The organism is Streptomyces sp. NPDC058653, from assembly GCF_042716895.1.
Taxonomy (GTDB): Bacteria; Actinomycetota; Actinomycetes; order Streptomycetales; family Streptomycetaceae; genus Streptomyces.
This window is the reverse complement of record NZ_JBHXRM010000007.1, coordinates 74621-92388: the sequence shown is the minus strand read 5'-3', so window position 1 is coordinate 92388 and position 17768 is coordinate 74621. Positions and strand designations below refer to the sequence as shown.

Annotated in this window: 15 protein-coding genes and 1 pseudogene; 9 read left to right on the top strand and 7 right to left on the bottom strand. The window is 70.7% G+C overall.

Annotated features, from left to right (window positions below):
- Positions 1-86: 86 nt before the first annotated feature.
- Together ACFWU9_RS08670 and clpS are read right to left on the bottom strand one after the other, a co-directional pair.
- Positions 87-674, bottom strand: coding sequence for a DUF2017 domain-containing protein (locus tag ACFWU9_RS08670; protein ID WP_384315724.1), 588 nt, complete (start codon positions 672-674; stop codon positions 87-89).
- On the bottom strand, positions 674-979 hold the full coding sequence (gene clpS, locus ACFWU9_RS08665; RefSeq protein ID WP_189106923.1) for an ATP-dependent Clp protease adapter ClpS: 306 nt from the start codon (positions 977-979) through the stop codon (positions 674-676). Before clpS ends, ACFWU9_RS08670 begins: the two co-directional genes overlap by 1 nt.
- Positions 980-1146: 167 nt before the next feature.
- On the opposite strand from clpS, the gene ACFWU9_RS08660 reads away from it, so the two are divergent.
- The gene (locus tag ACFWU9_RS08660; protein ID WP_384315722.1) at positions 1147-2502 is read left to right on the top strand and encodes a nicotinate phosphoribosyltransferase; all 1356 of its coding nucleotides are present in this window, start codon (positions 1147-1149) and stop codon (positions 2500-2502) included.
- A gap of 148 nt (positions 2503-2650) precedes the next feature.
- Entirely contained in the window at positions 2651-3238 is a 588-nt protein-coding gene (locus ACFWU9_RS08655) for a nicotinamidase (protein WP_384315720.1), read from the top strand.
- Between the two features lie 199 nt (positions 3239-3437).
- On the opposite strand, the pseudogene ACFWU9_RS08650 reads toward ACFWU9_RS08655, so the two are convergent.
- Both ACFWU9_RS08650 and ACFWU9_RS08645 read right to left on the bottom strand, forming a co-directional pair.
- Positions 3438-3734: pseudogene (locus ACFWU9_RS08650) on the bottom strand (hypothetical protein); the annotation flags it as partial.
- Between the two features lie 123 nt (positions 3735-3857).
- Positions 3858-6269: an immune inhibitor A domain-containing protein gene (locus tag ACFWU9_RS08645; protein ID WP_384315718.1), complete on the bottom strand. Its 2412-nt coding sequence runs from the start codon at positions 6267-6269 to the stop codon at positions 3858-3860.
- A 397-nt stretch (positions 6270-6666) separates the two neighbouring features.
- Between ACFWU9_RS08645 and ACFWU9_RS08640 the strand changes: the two genes are divergently transcribed.
- Positions 6667-6960 (top strand): hypothetical protein, encoded by a 294-nt coding sequence (locus ACFWU9_RS08640; RefSeq protein WP_384315716.1) that lies wholly within the window; start codon positions 6667-6669, stop codon positions 6958-6960.
- Here the strand turns inward: ACFWU9_RS08640 and ACFWU9_RS08635 are convergent.
- Positions 6946-7653 carry an RDD family protein gene (locus ACFWU9_RS08635; protein ID WP_384315715.1) on the bottom strand — a complete coding sequence of 236 codons (708 nt, stop codon included), beginning with the start codon at positions 7651-7653 and terminating at the stop codon, positions 6946-6948. The genes ACFWU9_RS08640 and ACFWU9_RS08635 overlap by 15 nt on opposite strands.
- A 113-nt stretch (positions 7654-7766) precedes the next feature.
- Positions 7767-9383, bottom strand: coding sequence for an RDD family protein (locus tag ACFWU9_RS08630; protein ID WP_384315713.1), 1617 nt, complete (start codon positions 9381-9383; stop codon positions 7767-7769).
- Positions 9384-9613: 230 nt separating this feature from the next.
- On the opposite strand from ACFWU9_RS08630, the gene ACFWU9_RS08625 reads away from it, so the two are divergent.
- Positions 9614-10090, top strand: coding sequence for an SsgA family sporulation/cell division regulator (locus ACFWU9_RS08625; RefSeq protein WP_384315711.1), 477 nt, complete (start codon positions 9614-9616; stop codon positions 10088-10090).
- Positions 10091-10092: 2 nt separating this feature from the next.
- On the opposite strand, the gene ACFWU9_RS08620 is transcribed toward ACFWU9_RS08625, so the two are convergent.
- Positions 10093-11511, bottom strand: coding sequence for an FAD-binding oxidoreductase (locus ACFWU9_RS08620; RefSeq protein ID WP_384315709.1), 1419 nt, complete (start codon positions 11509-11511; stop codon positions 10093-10095).
- 98 nt (positions 11512-11609) lie between these two features.
- Between ACFWU9_RS08620 and ACFWU9_RS08615 the strand changes: the two genes are divergently transcribed.
- The 5 genes from ACFWU9_RS08615 (at position 11610) to ACFWU9_RS08595 (ending at position 17700) form a co-directional block, all read left to right on the top strand.
- Positions 11610-13217 carry a tetratricopeptide repeat protein gene (locus ACFWU9_RS08615; RefSeq protein ID WP_384315707.1) on the top strand — a complete coding sequence of 536 codons (1608 nt, stop codon included), beginning with the start codon at positions 11610-11612 and terminating at the stop codon, positions 13215-13217.
- A gap of 133 nt (positions 13218-13350) precedes the next feature.
- On the top strand, positions 13351-14991 hold the full coding sequence (locus ACFWU9_RS08610) for a hypothetical protein (protein WP_384315705.1): 1641 nt from the start codon (positions 13351-13353) through the stop codon (positions 14989-14991).
- A gap of 234 nt (positions 14992-15225) precedes the next feature.
- Positions 15226-16026, top strand: coding sequence for an ABC transporter substrate-binding protein (locus ACFWU9_RS08605; protein ID WP_384315703.1), 801 nt, complete (start codon positions 15226-15228; stop codon positions 16024-16026).
- Positions 16027-16039: 13 nt separating this feature from the next.
- Positions 16040-16825, top strand: a complete 786-nt coding sequence (locus ACFWU9_RS08600; RefSeq protein ID WP_384315701.1) for an amino acid ABC transporter permease — start codon at positions 16040-16042, stop codon at positions 16823-16825.
- Between the two features lie 68 nt (positions 16826-16893).
- On the top strand, positions 16894-17700 hold the full coding sequence (locus ACFWU9_RS08595; protein WP_384315952.1) for an amino acid ABC transporter ATP-binding protein: 807 nt from the start codon (positions 16894-16896) through the stop codon (positions 17698-17700).
- Positions 17701-17768 lie beyond the last annotated feature (68 nt).

Here is a 17768-nt window from a genome sequence, read left to right as displayed (position 1 = left end):
CGGGAGTCGGACGGTGTGAGGGGCCGGCGAAGACGCCGTGGCGGGCCGTCCGGGAGATCCCGCGCCCGCCGTCCCGTCCCGTCCCGTCAGGGCATCATCGTCTCGACCAGCGTCTCCTGGAGCGCGCCCAGCCACAGGTACGCCATCACCATCGGCTTGCGCGGGTCGTCGTCGGAGAGCCGGTACAGGCTCTCGCCCTCGTCCTCGTCGGAGATCTCCAGGCGGTTGCCGATGGTCAGGCGCAGATCGTTGAGCGCGCCGAGCCAGTGCCGGCAGTCCTCGGGCGCGAGTTTCAGTACGGCGCCGCCCTCGCCCGTGGCGGAGAGCGCGTCCAGGGTCCGTACGACGGCGAGGCCGTCCTCGCGCTTGCGCGTCCGCAGGTCGTTCTCGGTGAAGCGCCGGAACTCGGCGGCGTACTCCCGCAGTTCGTCGTCGGTGTCGTCGCCGAAGCCGTACGCGTCGGGGAAGAGCCGGGCGAGCGCGGGGTCGGACGGCGGCTTGCTGGGCCCCTCGGCGAAGAGCGCGGCCAGGGGGTCCTCCCCCTTGGCCGGTTCCTCACCGGGGCCGATCAGCTCCAGGAGCTGGACGGCGAGGGAGCGCAGGATGGAGATCTCGACCTCGTCGAGCGCGACGGCGGCGCCACCGCCGGGGATCGCCTCGAACTGCCCGGCCATCAGGCGTGGTCCTGGGAGAGCGTGGCCCACAGGCCGTATCCGTGCATCGCCTGCACATCGCGCTCCATCTCCTCGCGGCTGCCGCTGGAGACGATGGCACGGCCCTTGTGGTGGACGTCGAGCATCAGCTTGTGCGCCTTGTCCTTGGAGTAGCCGAAGTACGTCTGGAAGACGTACGTCACATAACTCATGAGGTTGACAGGGTCGTTGTGGACGATGGTCATCCACGGCACGTCAGGTTCCGGGACGGTGAACGTCTCCTCGGCCGACTCGGGAAGTTCGATCTCTGTCGGGGCAACACTCACGGTTCGGGACGACCTTCTTCTCCGCCGGGGGTCCCAGGGGTGCGCCCCGGGATGCACAGCCTCACTGCCCCCCATGCTGCCACCCGTGGGGGTGTGTCGCACAAACGGCGGTCCGAACGCCCGTGAGAAATCGTCACTCTGACGAGATGCGCGGTAGAATTGTCGGCATGAACTCTGCGGACCTTGAGAAGGGCCTGGCGAAGGACGAGGGCGGCCGGCGGGTCGGTGTTCCGTCGACGGCGCTCTTCACCGACCAGTACGAGTTGACGATGCTCCGGGCCGCGCTGCGGGCGGGGACGGCCGAGCGCCGCTCCGTCTTCGAGGTCTTCACCCGGCGGCTGCCGGAGGGGCGGCGCTACGGAGTCGTGGCCGGCACCGGCCGACTCCTCGACGCCGTCGAGAACTTCCGCTTCGACCCGGATGTCGTCGCCTTCCTGCGCGAGCGGGAGATCGTGGACGGGCCCACGCTCGACTGGCTCGCCGACTACCGCTTCAGCGGCGACATCTGGGGCTACCGGGAGGGCGACGTGTACTTCCCCGGTTCGCCGATCCTGCGTGTCGAGGGCTCGTTCGCCGAGTGCGTGCTGCTGGAGACGGTGGTCCTGTCCATCCTCAACCACGACTCGGCGATCGCCGCCGCCGCGTCCCGGATGTCGGCGGCGGCCGGCGGTCGCCCGCTGATCGAGATGGGGGCGCGCCGCACGCACGAACTGGCCGCCGTCGCCGCGTCGCGCGCCGCGTACGTGGGCGGCTTCGACACCACGTCCGACCTGGCGGCCGGGTTCCGTTACGGCATCCCGACGGTGGGCACCAGCGCGCACGCCTTCACCCTGGTGCACGACAACGAGCGGGACGCGTTCCAGGCGCAGGTCGACGCGCTCGGCAGCGGTACGACGCTGCTCGTGGACACCTACGACGTGGCCGAGGCGGTCCGTACCGCCGTGGAGGTCGCCGGGCCCGAGCTGGGCGCCGTCCGCATCGACTCCGGCGACCTGCTGCTCGTCGCGCACCGGGTGCGGCAGCAGCTCGACGAGCTGGGCGCGGTGAACACCAGGATCGTGGTCACCTCCGACCTGGACGAGTACGCGATCGCGTCGCTGGCCGCGGCGCCGGTGGACGCGTACGGGGTCGGCACCCAGCTGGTCACCGGCAGCGGGCACCCGACCTGCTCGATGGTGTACAAACTCGTGGCCCGTGCCCACTCCGCGGATCCGAAGGCGCCGCTGCACGCGGTGGCGAAGAAGTCGCTGGGCGGCAAGACCTCGATCGGCGGGCGCAAGTGGGCGGCGCGGCGCCTGGACGCGGAGGGGTACGCGGACGCGGAGGTCGTCGGTACGGGCCCGGTGCCCGCAGAGTTGCTGGACCGCCAGTTGCTGGTGGAGCTGGTCAAGGGCGGCGAGGTGGTCGCGCGCGAGCCGCTGGACGCGGTGCGCGAGCGGCATGTCGCGGCGCGGGCGGCGCTGCCGATGTCGGCGATCCAGCTGTCGCGCGGCGAGCCGGTGATCCCGACCGTCTACATGTGACGTACACGAGGGACGGAAGAGGTGGGGAAGGCATGAACGGACAGTGGCCGGGAACGCCTGGCTCGGACAGGCCGGCCTCCGGCGAGATCCCGAAGACACCCCATAAGCTCTGTGACCCCCGCCCGCTCCCCATCGAAGGACAGCCGCCATGCACCGCGCGTTGATAGTCGTGGACGTTCAGAACGACTTCTGTGAGGGCGGCAGCCTCGCGGTGCCGGGCGGTGCCGACGTCGCCGCGGCCATCACCGATCTGATCGGCCAGACGACGGCCGGTTACCGCCATGTGGTCGCGACGCGTGACCACCACATCGATCCCGGTAACCACTTCTCCACCCGGCCCGACTACGAGCACACCTGGCCGGTCCACTGCGTGGCGGGCACCGAGGGGGTGGGCTTCCACCCGAACTTCGCGCCCGCCGTCGCCTCCGGGTCGATCGACGCCGTCTTCGACAAGGGCGCGTACTCGGGGGCGTACAGCGGCTTCGAGGGCGCCGACGAGAACGGCGTGACGCTCGCGGAGTGGCTGAGGGCGCGCGACGTGAGCGAGGTGGACGTCGTCGGGATCGCCACCGACCACTGCGTACGGGCGACCGCCCTGGACGCGGCGAGTGAGGGATTCACCACACACGTGCTGCTGGATCTGACGGCGGGCGTCGCCGAGGGGACCACGCGGCGGGCCCTGGAGGAGCTGCGAGCGGCGGGCGTACGCCTGACCGGCAAGCCGGTCGTGGCTTAGGCCCCGTCCGGCCCGGGCCGGCCCGCCGCGCGACAGATCCGCGGGACAGGCCCTAGGCCGCGCTCAGGTCGCTCCCGCTGCCCGTCGGGAGCTCCGAGCGCGGGGCCGGCGAGGGGCCCGGCAGGGTGCCCGTGCGGGGCCCCGCCGGCATGCCTGTGCGGCCGCCGCGCGGCTCCGTGGCCCCGTAGCGCCGCGCGGGGCGCAGCAGGGCCCGTATGGGCTGCCAGAGCTCCTGCGCGCACTCCGGTGTGGCCCGCCAGAGCAGGCCGTCCGGATGGTGCAGCACCGCCGTGATCTCGTCCGGTGTGGGCGGTTCCGCGTTGCCGCGGAGATAGACGGCGCGCAGTCCCAGATTCCGCAGCCTGGTCAGGGCGCGGGCCCGGTTCATCGCGTGGACCAGGATCCGGACCGTACGACCCTCGGTCGCCGGGCTGGGCACGGTCAGCGCCACCACCACGGTGCCGTTCGGGAGTCTGCTGAAGCCTCCGCCTGCCATATGTCCTCAATCCCCCCGTAAGACGTCGTGTCAATAAGAGTCGGTAGGACGCACCTAAACACGATCGGCCGCCGCCCGCTAGGGGGCGACGGCCGATCATGGCTTGACCTGCGAAGATGTCCGTTACTTGGTCGAGCGGTCCACCTTCACCGTCATCGTGGAGCCACTGAGCGGCTCGCTCACGATGGAGATCTTGGTGTTGGTGTCAGGAACGTCGACGGACCCGGTCGGGTTCTCGGCGTACCAGTAGGTGCCCTTGCGGTCGTCGAAGACCGGCTTCCCGGCCTGGGGCAGGATCCACTGCGCCTTGTCGGCGTTGTGGAGCCGGAACAGGTCGGTCGGGAACGTGCTGAACGACGAGTCGAACGTCTGGATCTTGTTGCGCATCACCGTGCCGTCGGCCCACTTCAGGGGCTTGGCGTGCGCGTCGACCGGCAGGATCAGACCCTTGCCGGGGTGGACGCTGGTGTTGTTGTCCTTCTGCGAGGTGTCCCAGAGCCAGACCATGAGGCCGTTCTGGTACGCGTAGTGCTCGACCCAGTCGGCCTTCGGCGCCTTGAAGCCGAAGTTGTACGGGCCCGACTTGAGGGTCGTGTCGTAGCTGACGTACTGCCGGTTCTCCGCGATGTAGAACTGGTCGTAGTCCTTGGTGAACGACTCCGCGATGCGCGAGAAGCCCTTCGAGGTCCAGCCCGCGTCGTCGCCCTCGGCGTTGTCGGTGAAGAGCGGGGTGCCGTCCGCGACGACGCTGATCGCGTCGGCCGCGAAGCCCTTGCCGCCGGCGCCGCCGTCGGTCTGGTAGCGGAAGCGGACGTCGATCTTCTTGCCCGCGTAGGCGTCCAGGGAGTAGACGAGCTTCTTGTACGCGCCCGAGGGACCGGTCAGGGCCGGCTTGTCGCCCGCGTCACGGGTGATGGCCTTGCCGTCGGCGGTGCCGTCGACCGGGGTCCAGTTGGTGCCGTCCTCCGACACCTCGGCGTACAGGTAGTCGTAGTTGGCCTCGATGTCCCACCAGCCGTCCAGTTCCAGCGACGCCTTGGCCTTGCCGGTGAGGTCGACGGGGCGGCTCAGGGTGTTCTTGAGGTCGTCACCCATGTCGCTCCACCACTGCTTGGAGCCCTCGGCGGGCTTCACGACAGTCGTGGTGACCGGCTTCTTCGGCAGCTCGACGACGAGCGCCTGCGGGTTCTTCGTGTTGTACTCCGACACGCCCAGCTTGTGGGTCGACCCGGTCGCGGCCTTGGCCTCGTCGTAGTCGAGCCAGCCCAGCTGGAGCTTGTCCCAGGCGGTCATGTCGCCGGGCAGGTCGCCGATGGAGCCCTTGCCCCGGCCGAGCCAGGAGCCGGCGGACATCAGGGTCCAGTAACCGGTGGAGTTCTCGCCACCCGCGGTGTCGTACAGGTCGGGCAGACCGAGGTCGTGGCCGTACTCGTGCGCGAAGACGCCGAGTCCGCCGTTCTCCGGCTGCATCGTGTAGTCGCCGACCCAGATGCCGGTGTCGCCGATCTGCGTGCCGCCGGACTTGTTCTCCGGGGGGCCCGTCTTGCCGGCGTCCGTGCCGTAGGCGTACCAGCGGTGCGCCCACAGGGCGTTCTCGCCCTCGGCGCCGCCGCCGGCCGACTCGTCCTCGCCCGCGTGGACGATCTGGAAGTGGTCGATGTAGCCGTCGGGCTCGTTGAAGTCCCCGTCGGCGTCGAAGTCGTAACGGTCCCACTCGTCGTAGCTCGCGAGGTCCGTCTTGATCTCGGCGTCGGTACGGCCCTTGGCCTTCTGGTCGGCGGCCCAGGCGGCGGTGCCGTCGCGTACCGCGTCCCAGACGTTGGCGCAGTTGCTGTCGCCGCAGTAGTTCGAGCCGTAACGGGCCTCGTTGTACTTGACCTTGACCCAGTCGGAGACCTCACCGTCGACCGAGTAGCGGCCGGACGAGGTCTTCTCGTAGTAGGTCTTCAGCGACTCCTTCTGCTGACCCTTCTTGTCCTTGCCCTCACCGAAGTAGAGGTCCTGGAAGTGCTGCTGGTTGTAGTCGGCCTGCCAGGCGGTGGAGTTGTCCACCTTCCGGTCGGGCTCGGCTATCTCGTTGTGCTGGGGGCCGGGCTCGCCGCCGTACTTCGTGATCGGCGCCTCGGGGCCGTCGGCACCGTCCGGGTCGTACGTGGTGGTGTCGTCGACCTCGTCGCCGAACTCCACCAGGATCGTGAATATCTTGTCGGTCTTCTCCCGGCCCAGCTCGACGTACTTCTTGTCGTCGAGCTTGACGACCTGGGAGCCGCCGCGCTTCATGATCTTGGCGTCACCGGAGATCACCTGCTCCAGCGCGGCCTTGCGCTGCTGTTCCCGCTGCTTGCTGAAGGGGCCGTCGAGGTCGTGCCCGACATCGCCCTTGCGCGGCGCCGGATCGCGGCGCTCGATGCTCGCCGGACCTGCTGTGGGGTTGCCCTCGGCCTGGGCCGGGGCGAGCGCCGACGCTGTCGCGGCCGCCGTGGCGAGGGCCACGAACACCGCGGACGCTCTGATCGCCCGTCGATTGATGGTCACTTGATGCTGTCCTCTCCCCGCACCCGGAGTCCGCGGACCGGCTGTGTGGGGATCCGCGCGCGGGGTGCGCGTCACAAGTGACGACATTCGACCGGAGTTGAAGGAGAAAAGACAGCCCTTGACTTGAACAGGCCAAGTGCACTATGCACACGTTCTGTTCCGGTATCCGGACGCGGTGAGGACCGCCGACGGGCGCACCGATATGTCATATAGCGGGGGCGCGTGACTCCGTGCGCCCCCCATGCTCCGGCGTCGTGGGTTAGGTCACGCTTACTGTCGGTTCCTGCCGGGCATTCACCGTCGTAGGGTCGTTTGACAGTGCGACTCCGCGCAGACACGCGAGACACCCCCAACACCCCCGAAATCACACTCGATTGCCCCGAGGGACGGATCAGCCATGCCGCGTCCGACTGCCGCACAGCTTGCCTACGGTTCCGCCACCGTCGTCCTCTCCACACTCGCGATGCTGCTCCTCTCCGGCGTCACTTCGGTCGTCGGCATCGCGTTGATCGCGCTCGTCGCCCTCTGCCTCGGTCTTCTCGTCTCGGTGAAGGCGGTGGGGCCACGCGGTACGGAGGCCTCGCAGCCGGTCCGTACGAGTCCTACGGACAACTCCACCGCCGCTTCCGCCGCCCGGCCGGAGTCGTCCTCGGCCCCCGGGACCCGGATCCCGGCGTCACTGCGGCGCTGACACCACGACAGTTCTCGCCGCCTTGTCGTGCAGGCCCTGTCGGTAGGGCCGGTCGAGCAGCAGCAGGATCAGCAGAAGCAGCGGCCAGAGGCAGGCGCAGCAGACCAGTGCGGGCAGCCACAGCACGACGGCCCGCAGGAACGAGGCACGGGAGTCGGGCACCCGGCCGTCGTTGAGCATCGCCACACGGATCTTGAAGAGCTTCTTACCGATGGTCTGGCCGCGCCACTGCGTCATCGCCATGTCGTAGCCGATGAACGCGATGATCGTGATGACCCGGAAGACCCACTGGCCCCCGCCGTTCATGCCGTTGACCGTGTCGTCCCAGCTGTTGGACTCGTCCGACCAGTGCCGGTAGACGCTGAACGGAATGGCGATGATCGCGAGCGGGATCGCGACGATGATCCAGTCGACGATACGCGCCAGGACGCGCCTGCTCACGGCCGCGAGCGGCGGCATCCCGCGCAGTGGATCGCCTCCCCCGAACGGATCACCCGCCGGAGGAGGAGCGGATCCGCCGTACGGGTCACCCGCCGGTGGCGGGTTGGCCCCGCCGTACGGCTCCCCGTACCTCGGCGGCGTACCGCCACCCGGAGGGGGACCGCCGCCGGGCGGCGTGGAGCCGGGCGGCGGCTGCTTGCGGAACGGGTCGTCCTCGGGCGGCTCACCGGGCGGCGGCTGATCGTTGCTCATGGGGGCAGTGCACCGCGCCGCGTGGAGGCCCGCAACGGATCAACCGCCGTTCGGAGGAGCCTCCGCCCGCGGGTGACCCGGCGTCATCCCGCGCGGGGCGCCCCGCCCCCCACTCACCCCGCGACGAAGGTGCGCGCGATCTTGTCGTGCCAGCACTGCCGCCACGGGCGGTCGAAGAAGCACCACGCGACGTTGACGATGCCGATGACGAGCACGCCGAGCAGCCCGTACACGAGCCAGCGGCGCAGGGCCGAGCCGAAGGACGGGGACTCGAAGGACCCGATGTCCCGCACCTCGACACCGCACAGCTTCTTGCCGAGCGTGCGGCCCCACTTGGCGGTGGGCAGCGCCTCGTACAGGACGCCGATGACCAGCAGCGCGGCGAGCACCCCGCCGAAGTAGCCGGCCGTCGTGCCGTCGATCAGCCAGACGGTGACGGTCTCGCCGGTCTGCTTCGCCGCCTCGACCTTGTCGTCGATATGGGCGAGCGCCTTGGAGACGAGAGGTACGGAGAGGGCCCCGACGACCCCGAGGAGGACGACGGTGTCGATCAGCCGGGCGACGAACCGTCTGCCGAGGGCGGCGGGGCGGGCCGCCGCCTGGGCCTGCGCGGCCCGCAGGAACGGGTCGTCGACGGGCGGCTTCCACGGCACGACCGGCGGGCCCGCCACGGGGTCGGCCCCGGCGGACGGCCCGCCGGACGACTGCGCGAGCTGGTGCACCTGCTGCGCCCAGGAGGACGAGCCGGGGCCGGGGCCGGGGGCGACCGGGTGGGCCGGGGGCTGCATCGACCGGGAAGCGAGCATGTCCGGCTGCTGCGGGCTTTGGGACTGGTGAGGCGTCTGGGGCTGGGGAGCGTGGGGTTGGGGCGCGTGGGGCCCGGGTTGGGGCGGGGCCGGCGGGGCGCCCGCCGGGCCGGACGAGCGGGGCCGCAGGGCGCGCAGCGCCATGGTGCCCTCGGTCTGGCCGGTACGGCCGGTGGCCTGCCGGCCGTCCGGGGCGCCGCCGACCGGGCGGACGTCGGGGCCGTCCGTGGGCGCGTCGCCGCTCCGGGGCGCGGGCGTGGCGGACTCGCCGGTACGGGCGGCCCGGCCGCCGCGTCCGGGGCGCGGGAGGCGGATCGCGACCGTGCCCTCGTTGCGCGGTGAGTCCTCGTCGTCCTGGCCCGCGCCGGGGTCGGGTCCCAGGGACCGTACGCCGGGCAGTGCGCCACCCGTGGGGTCGACCGGGGGTTCCGTGGCCTGGCCGGGTACCCGGGGGTCGCGCACGTCCCTGGCGAACCGGGGGTCCCTGGCGTCTTCCGGTTCCGGTGCTCCCTGCGGGCCCTGGGTGCCCGTCTCGCCGGGCCGCCCGCGCGGGTCCCCCGGGCCTTCGCCCCAGGAGACCCGGGCGTCGCGCTCGCCGCCGAAGCCGGTCTGGCGCCGGGTGTCCGCCTGCCAGACGGAGGCCGGTTCCTGACGGGGCTCGTCGGCCGGGTCCTCGTCGAAGAACATCGGCCCCGTCTCCTCGACCGCGGGGGTCGACGGGGCCGGGGTCCGCCGGGCGGAGGGCGCGGGGGCCACTCCCGGCGGGGGCTCCGGCATGGCCTCGCCCGCCTGCGGCGCCGGCCGGCTGGTGCCGGGTACCCAGGAGCCGCCGTTCCAGTACCGGACGTATCCGGGAATGGAAGGGTCCGGGTAGTAGCCGGGGGAAGGGCTGCCGTCTCCGGTGGCCGAGGTCGGGGCGCTCATCACCGTGGTCCCGTATCTCTTCGATGGGCTCAATTCAAGGGTCCACATCTATCAGACCACCGGCTGGCCCAGGGTCCATCCAGCGGTTTGGACCTCGATTCGGTCACGAAAGAGTCACGGTAGGTCGCGGGAGCAAGTTCTTGCCCGAAGTCGCGTAATGACGGCGGGAGTCGGCGCTCTCAACCGGTACGGCCCACTCCCGGGCGTCGTACGAGGAAGGAAGCCCTGACATGCACACCGTGGTGGAACGCGAGCTGGAGCTCGATCTGGTGCTCTCGCCCGAGCGCAGCATCCCTGTCCCCGCCAGGCTGACGTATCGCACGGACGACCCGTACGCGGTGCACATCACCTTTCACATCTCTTCGGACACGCCGGTCAACTGGACGTTCGCACGCGAACTTCTGGTCGAAGGGGTGTTCCGGCCGTGCGGGCACGGTGACGTACGGGTCTGGCCCACGAAGGTCGACGGCCGCACCGTCCTGTGCGTGGCGCTCAGCTCCCCCGACGGCGACGCGCTCCTGGAGGCTCCTTCGGCGGCCGTCTCGGCGTGGCTGGAGCGGACGTTGCGGCTCGTGCCGCCGGGCACGGAGGCGGACCGGCTGGGGATCGACGCCGGGCTGACGCGGCTGCTCGCCCCGATGCCGGCCGACGATCCCTGGCTGCGGAACCCGTGGCCGTCCGACGAGTCGGCGGAGGGTGAGTGCTGAGGTCAGAAGAGCTTTCCGGGGTTCAGCAGGTCCAGCGGGTCGAAGGTCTTCTTGATGCCGCGCTGCAACTCCATGCCGACCGGGCCCAGTTCGCGCGAGAGCCACTCCTTCTTCAGGACGCCGACGCCGTGCTCGCCGGTGATGGTGCCGCCCAGTTCCAGGCCGAGGGCCATGATCTCGTCGAACGACTCGCGGGCGCGCCGGGACTCGTCGGGGTCCGAGGCGTCGAAGCAGACGGTGGGGTGGGTGTTGCCGTCACCCGCGTGGGCGCAGACGCCGATCGTGAGGTCGTACTTGACGGCGATGCGGTCGATGCCTTCGAGGACCTCGGCGAGCCGGGAGCGCGGGACGCAGACGTCGTCGATCATCGTGGTGCCCTTCACCGCCTCCAGCGCGACGAGCGCCAGCCGCCGTGCCTGGAGCAGCATCTCGGACTCGGCGGCGTCGTCGGCGGGGACGACCTCGGTGGCGCCCGCGGCCGTGCAGAGTTCGCCGACGGCGGCGAGGTCGGCCGCCGGGTCGGCGGTGTCGAAGGCGCAGAGCAGGAGCGCCTCGGTGGTCTCGGGCAGGCCCATGCCGGCCAGGGAGTTGACGGCCCGGACGGTGGTGCGGTCCATCAGTTCCAGCAGGGACGGTGTGTGGCCGCGTTCCATGATCCGGCAGATGGCGTCGCAGGCGGCGGAGGCGGAGGAGAACTCCGCAGCGAGGACCAGTTGCCGGGGCGGGGCCGGCTTGAGCGCGAGGACGGCCTTGACGACGACGCCGAGGCTGCCCTCCGAGCCGACGAACAGCCGGGTGAGGTCGTATCCGGCGACGCCCTTGGCGGTGCGGCGGCCGGTGGTCAGGAGGCGGCCGTCGGCGAGGACGACGTCCAGGCCGAGGACGTACTCGGCGGTGACGCCGTACTTCACGCAGCACAGGCCCCCGGACGCGGTGCCGATGTTGCCGCCGATGGTGCAGGTCTCCCAGCTGGAGGGGTCCGGCGGGTAGTAGAGACCGTGTTCGCCGACCGCGCGGGAGAGCACCGCGTTGACGACCCCGGGCTCGACGACCGCGATCCGGTCGACGGGGCTGATCTCCAGGATGCGGTCCATCTTGACGAGGGACAGCACGATGCAGCCGTCCGAGGCGTTGGCGGCGCCCGACAGTCCCGTACGGGCGCCCTGCGGCACCACGGGGACGCGCAGGGCGGTGGCGGTGCGCATCACGTGCTGGACCTGCTCGACGGTGCGCGGCAGCACGACGACCGCCGGGGAGCCCGCCTCGCAGAAGCTCGCCATGTCGTTCGCGTAGGAGGCCGTGATGTCGGGGTCGGTGATCAGGGCTTCGGCGGGCAGACCGGCTCGCAGCTCGGCGAGGAGGCTGTCCGTGGCGACGGTGGCTGGGGAGGCGGGGGACGCGGCCGCGACGAGGTCATCCATGATCCCAGCGTGGCACTCCGGGGCCATCGGTGTGAACCCGTCTGCGATCCACAACCACAAGGACGGGTGTGGTCTTCGTATTGACGCACAGTAATCACATGGACGCCAAACGCACCTGGAACACGCTGCACATGAGGCACATCCGGAAGGCCGCTCTGGCGGTGGGTGTGGGGGCGGTACTCGTCGCGGGCGTCCTGGTGCTCGTACCGGACGGGGACGAGAAGCCGCCACCGCCCGGCCCCGAGGCACGGGCCCGGGCCGCCGTCGGCGCGGGCGGGCCCGCCTCGCTGCCGGACGTGGCGGCGCTCATCAGGGACCGGGAGGCCTGGCTGCGGAAGAACCCGAGGGACGCCGGCTCCTGGGCCGTGCTGGGCGCGGCGTACGTGGAGCGCGGCGGGCTGCGGGCCGACACGGCGTACTACCCGAAGGCCGAGCGGGCGCTGCGCCGCTCGCTCGCCGTCACCCCCGGCGAGCGGCGCAACCCGGCGGCGGTCGCGGGTCTGGCGTCGCTGGCGAACGCGCGGCACGACTACGCGGCGGCCCGGAAGTGGGGCGAGGCGGTACGGAAGGCGGCCCCCTCGCGCTGGGCGACGTACCCGGTCCTGATCGAGGCGTACAACGGGCTCGGCGACTACCCGGCGGCGGGCAGGGCCCTGGAGAAGCTGCGGTCGCTGCGCTCCGGCGCACGCGTGCTGTCCGTCTCGTCGCAGGTCTACCGCGACCGGGGCTGGCGCGAGGACGCGGCGGCGAAGGCGGACGAGGCTGCGGGCAAGGCGGCCACACCCGCCGAGAAGGCCGGCGCGCTCAACGCCCTCGGCGCTCTCGCCTGGGAGCGGGGCGAGCCGGCGGAGGCGCTGCGGTACTACGACGGGGCGCTGAAGGCCGCGCCGGACCACCATCCGTCGCTGGCGGGCCGGGCGCGCGCCCTCGTGGCGCTGGACAGGGCGGAGGAGGCGGGCCAGGACTACCAGGCGGCGCTCGCGGAGCGCCCGATGCCCGAATACGCCCTGGAGCTGGGCGAGTTGTTCGACTCGCTGGGGCTGGACGGGGACGCGCGGAGCCAGTACGAGCTGCTGCGGGACCGTACGGCGCGGGCGCAGGCCGACGGGGTCGACGAGGAGCTGACGCTGGCCCGTTTCGAGGCCGACCACGGCAGTCCCCGGTCGGCGGTGGAGCGGCTGGAGTCGCAGTGGCGGCGCGGCCACCGCAGCATGCAGGTCTCCGACACGCTGGGGTGGGCGCTGTACCGGGCGGGTGAGACGAAGAAGGCGCTGCCGTACGCGAAGAGGGCGACGGAGCAGGGGATGCGGAGCGCGCTCTTCGCGTACCACCGGGGTGAGATCGAACGCGCGCTGGGGATGGACGGCCCGGCGCGCCGCCATCTGGACGAGGCGCTGCGGACGAATCCCCACTTCTCCCCGCTGGGGGCGCCGAGGGCGCGTGAGGCGCTGCGGAAGCTGGGCGAGTTGCCCGACGGCGGGCCGAAGGACATGTACGGCGACGGGGAGAGCACGCCGCTGACTCCGCCGTCCGGTGCTCCGTCGGGGAGCACGGCGCCTTCGGCGGCGCCGTCCGCGTCGCCCGCGCGGTCGGTGGCACCGTCGGGGCCGTCGGAGCCGACGGCAGCGGCTACGTCTCGGACCCGTTCCACGCCCGTATCCACGCCCAGCGTGCCCGTAGCGACCCCATCCGCGGCCCGAAACTGACCGCCGTCCCGAGCTGGGCCCGTGAGTGGGCCCTGAGGCCCTGCTCCTGGGCCCACCCCTGTCCTTAACCTCCTCGCCACTCAGGGAAATGGTGAGTGAACGGTTCGGGTGACGGCGTGGGTGAGGAGTCCGGATGAGCGGCACGAGGTCGGTACTGAGGTCGCGACGCCGGCGGGAGAGAGGCCAGGGCGGTGTCGAGTACGTCGCGCTGATAGGTGTCGTCGCGGCGATCATCGGCGCGATCGTGGCACTGACCGTTCCCACCGATACGGCCGTGGGGCTTCAGGACGCGGTGTGCCGGATCGTCAACGCCGGGGACGGCGGGGACGGTTGCGACTCCGGGGACGGGGGCGGGGACGGCGGCGGTGGGGGCGGTGGGGGCGGCGACATACCCGACGGTCCGACGGGCGACCCCTTCCAGCCCGCCAAGTGCCTGCTCTCGCAGGATCAGACGAAGGACACGGTCGTCGTCCAGATCCTCTTCATCAAGATCAGCGGCTCGGAGCAGGTCAAGCTCCAGCAGTGGTCGGACGGCACGGTCACCCTGGAGCGCGTGGGCGAGGGCGGCATCGGTGCGACCGCCAGCATCTCCGCCGGGATACCCGGTCTGAAGGACTGGGGCGGCAGCGCCTCGCTGAGCGGCAGTTATATGAAGGGCAGCGGCAGCGGCGGCCAGTGGCTCTTCAACGGCAACAAGACCGGCGACCCGCAGAAGGATCTGGAACTCAACCTCAACGACGCGCGGAAGTTCGCCTCGTACCTGGCGCAGAACGACGGCTGCCGCTACCAGAGCGGCTACAACCCCGGTGCCGCGATGGGAGCCTGCCAGTCGGACGCGGCCTCCAAGAAGCCCGACCTCGAACCGGAGCTGGCGCCGGACGTCGACATCACCAAGACCAGTACCGAGGTCGCGGGCGGGGTGAGCTTCGGCAAGTCCTTCACCAAGGGCAAGGGCGGCAAGGACAAGGACGGCAAGCCGACCGATCTCGGCAACATATCGGGTGAGTTCGGGACCGGCACCATGACCGAGGACGTCGTGGTGATGCGCGCCAACACCGGCCCGGACGCGGGCAAGATCACCTTCATCTACACCTTCAGCGTCGACGCCAAGGGCGGGGAGCTCGCGCAGGGCAAGGCCACCCGGATGCAGCAGGTGGCCGTCACGTACGACGCGAAGACGTTCGACCAGGAGGAGAAGGACGGCAAGGAGCACCGCCCGGAGAAGCTGGTCATCACCACCAGCCAGGAGAACGGCGGGGGCGCCGGGGTGCAGGCCGGGGGCGGAGCGAACATCCCCGGCACGCCGGTCACCATCGATGTCGGCGGCGGTGGCGGCACCATCAACTCCAAGATCCACACCGAGTCCGCCGAGGTCGTGCTGGACAACGACGGCGACAGCAAGCTGGTGGAGGACTGGCTGCGCGGCCGGGGCGACTTCCCCGCCAGTGACGCCCTGCCGACCCCCTCGGAGGCGGCGGAGGCACCGGGCAGCGACGCGGGGCCGCTGGAGCGCCTCCTGCACGACAAGGGCAAGCTCTCCCGGCTGGACTACAACGCCAACACCGACTGGTGGAACGCCTCGCTCGGCATCGGGTTCGGCGTCGCGGCCGGTCAGGTGTCGCTCGGCTTCAAGCTCTTCGGCATCGACATCACGCACGAGGAGAAGAACCAGACGATCACCGGCGACCCCATGTACGCCAAGGGACCGAAGAACGGCGGCGCGCGGGAGTGGGTGGAGTGGACCAACTGCACGCAGACGACCCCGATCGCGTAGCCGAGGGCCCCACCGGCCGGCCGGCCCCGCCCCGTGCGCGACGGACGACGGCGGACCGCGAACGCCGACCGGCCCCCCGGTCGCGGCCGGCTCACCACCCGCCCGCGTGTCGCCGTCATATGACGACCTGATCAACTCCACCGCTGGTGAGGAGACATCCGGCACCTCCGGTGGCAAGATCTGCGCAACTCACACACCCTGTGGGCTGTCGTCCGTACCCCGCTTGGAGGCGTCTTGTCCCCGCGCACCGCGTTCGTGTCGCCCGTAGTAGCCACCGCAGCAGCCCTTGTCGTCCTGACGGGATGCACGAGCACCGAGTCCACCGGGTCCGACGGCTCGAAGGTGGAGCTGGTGAAGTCCGGAAAGCTCACGACCTGCACCCATCTCCCGTACGAGCCCTTCCAGTCCCGCCAGGACAACAAGATCGTCGGCTTCGACGTGGACCTGGTGGATCTGGTCGCCAAGGAGCTCGATGTCACCCAGGAGATCGTCGACACGCCTTTCGAGGGCATCCAGACGGGTGAGGACCTCAACGCCCGCAAGTGTGACGTCGCCGCCGCCGGCATGACGATCACGCCCGTACGTGAGGAGAACCTGGACTTCTCCGCGCCCTACTTCGAGGCCACCCAGGCGCTGGTCACCAAGAAGGGCTCCGGCTTCGACTCGCTGGAGAGCCTGAAGGGCAAGAAGCTGGGCGTCCAGCAGGGAACGACCGGTGAGGAGTACGCGAAGAAGAACGGCAAGGGCGTGGAGACGGTCCAGTTCGAGGACCTGGCGCTGCTGCTCACCGCCGTGAAGACCGGTCAGGTCGACGCCGCCGTCAACGACAACGGCGTGCTCTTCGAGTACGTGCGCGAGAACCCGGACACCGAGGTCACGACCGAGTTCGAGACCGGCGAGAAGTACGGTGTCGGGGTGCGTACCGGGAACGACGCCCTGCGCGAGGAGATCAACAAGGTGATCGAGGCGGCCCGGTCCGACGGCCGTTACGACGCCATATACAAGAAGTGGTTCCCCGCCGCTCCCAAGAATTGAGGAACCACCACCGATGTCCATGACCCGCCGACAACGCACCCGCGTCATCAGGAGCGTTCAGTACGCCGTCCTGGCCGTGGTGGTGCTCGCCATCGCCCAGGCCGCCGACTGGGGGGAGATCCAGCGGGCGTTCTTCGATGTCGAGGTCGCCAAGGAGCAGTTCCCCGACATCATCACGACCGCGCTGGTCAACACCGTCGTCTACACCCTGCTCGGCTTCGGGTTCGGGCTGGCCCTCGGGCTGCTGCTCGCGCTGATGCGGCTGTCGCAGGTGCCGCCGTACCGCTGGCTGGCCATCGTCTACATCGAGTTCTTCCGGGGCATTCCGGCGCTGCTGGTCTTCATCGCCCTCGGGTTCGGTGTGCCGCTCGCCTTCCAGGTGGCGATCAACCAGTACGTGACGGTGATGCTGGCCCTCGGTCTGGTCGGCGCCGCCTACATGGCGGAGACGATCCGGGCCGGTATCCAGGCCGTGCCCAAGGGGCAGACGGAGGCAGCGCGTTCGCTCGGTATGTCGCAGGGCCGGGCGATGGTCTCGATCGTCATCCCGCAGGCCCTGCGGATCGTACTGCCGCCGCTGACCAACGAGTTGATCCTGCTGACGAAGGACTCGTCGCTGGTCTATCTGCTGGGTCTGTCCCTGTCGCAGTACGAGCTGGCCAAGTTCGGCCGGGACGCCCTCAACCAGAACCGCAGCCTCACACCGATCCTCATCGCCGGGCTCTGCTATCTGGTCATCACCCTGCCGCTGGGCCATCTGGTCCGCCGGCTCGAAGCGCGCACGGCAAAGGCGAGGTGAGAACGGTGACAGAACCGGTGGAGAAGCCCTCGGCCCCGGGCGGCGCGGAGGCGGCCGGGGACGCGGGAGTGACCGGGGACGCGGGAGTGACCGGGGACGCGCCCGCGATCGAAGTACGCGCGCTGCACAAGTCGTTCGGCACGCTGGAGGTCCTCGCCGGCATAGACTTCACGGTCGCGCGCGGCGAGGTGGTCTGTGTCATCGGCCCGTCGGGCTCGGGCAAGTCGACACTGCTGCGCTGTGTGAACCGGCTGGAGGAGCCGACGTCGGGCACGATCCTGGTGGCCGGCGCCGAGGTCACCGACCCGGACGTGGACATCGACAAGGTGCGCCGCGGCATCGGGATGGTCTTCCAGTCGTTCAACCTCTTCCCGCATCTGACCGCGCTCCAGAATCTGACGCTCCCCCAGCGGCGGGTGCTGGGACGCGGCAAGGAGGAGGCGGCGCGGGTCGCCCGCGAGCGGCTGGCGCGGGTCGGGCTGACCGACAAGGAGTCGTCGTACCCGGCCCAGTTGTCCGGCGGTCAGCAGCAACGGGTCGCGATCGCACGGGCGTTGGCGATGGACCCGCAGCTGATGCTGTTCGACGAGCCGACGTCCGCGCTCGACCCCGAACTGGTCGGTGACGTCCTCGCGGTGATGCGCTCGCTCGCCGACGAGGGGATGACAATGCTCGTCGTCACGCACGAGATGAGCTTCGCCAGGGAGGTCGCCGACCGGGTCGTCTTCATGGACGGCGGGGTCATCGTGGAGGAGGGCCCGCCGTCCCAGGTGATCGGCGCCCCGAGCCACGCCCGTACGAAGTCCTTCCTCTCCCGTGTGCTCGACCCGGCCGCCGCCGGGCTGAGCGACGAGGAGCGGCTCAGGAAGGAGTAGCCGGTTCCGCGGGGGCGGCCGGCCGGACGCTGAAGTCGGCGGCCGGCCGCCCTCGGACCGGTCCGGGG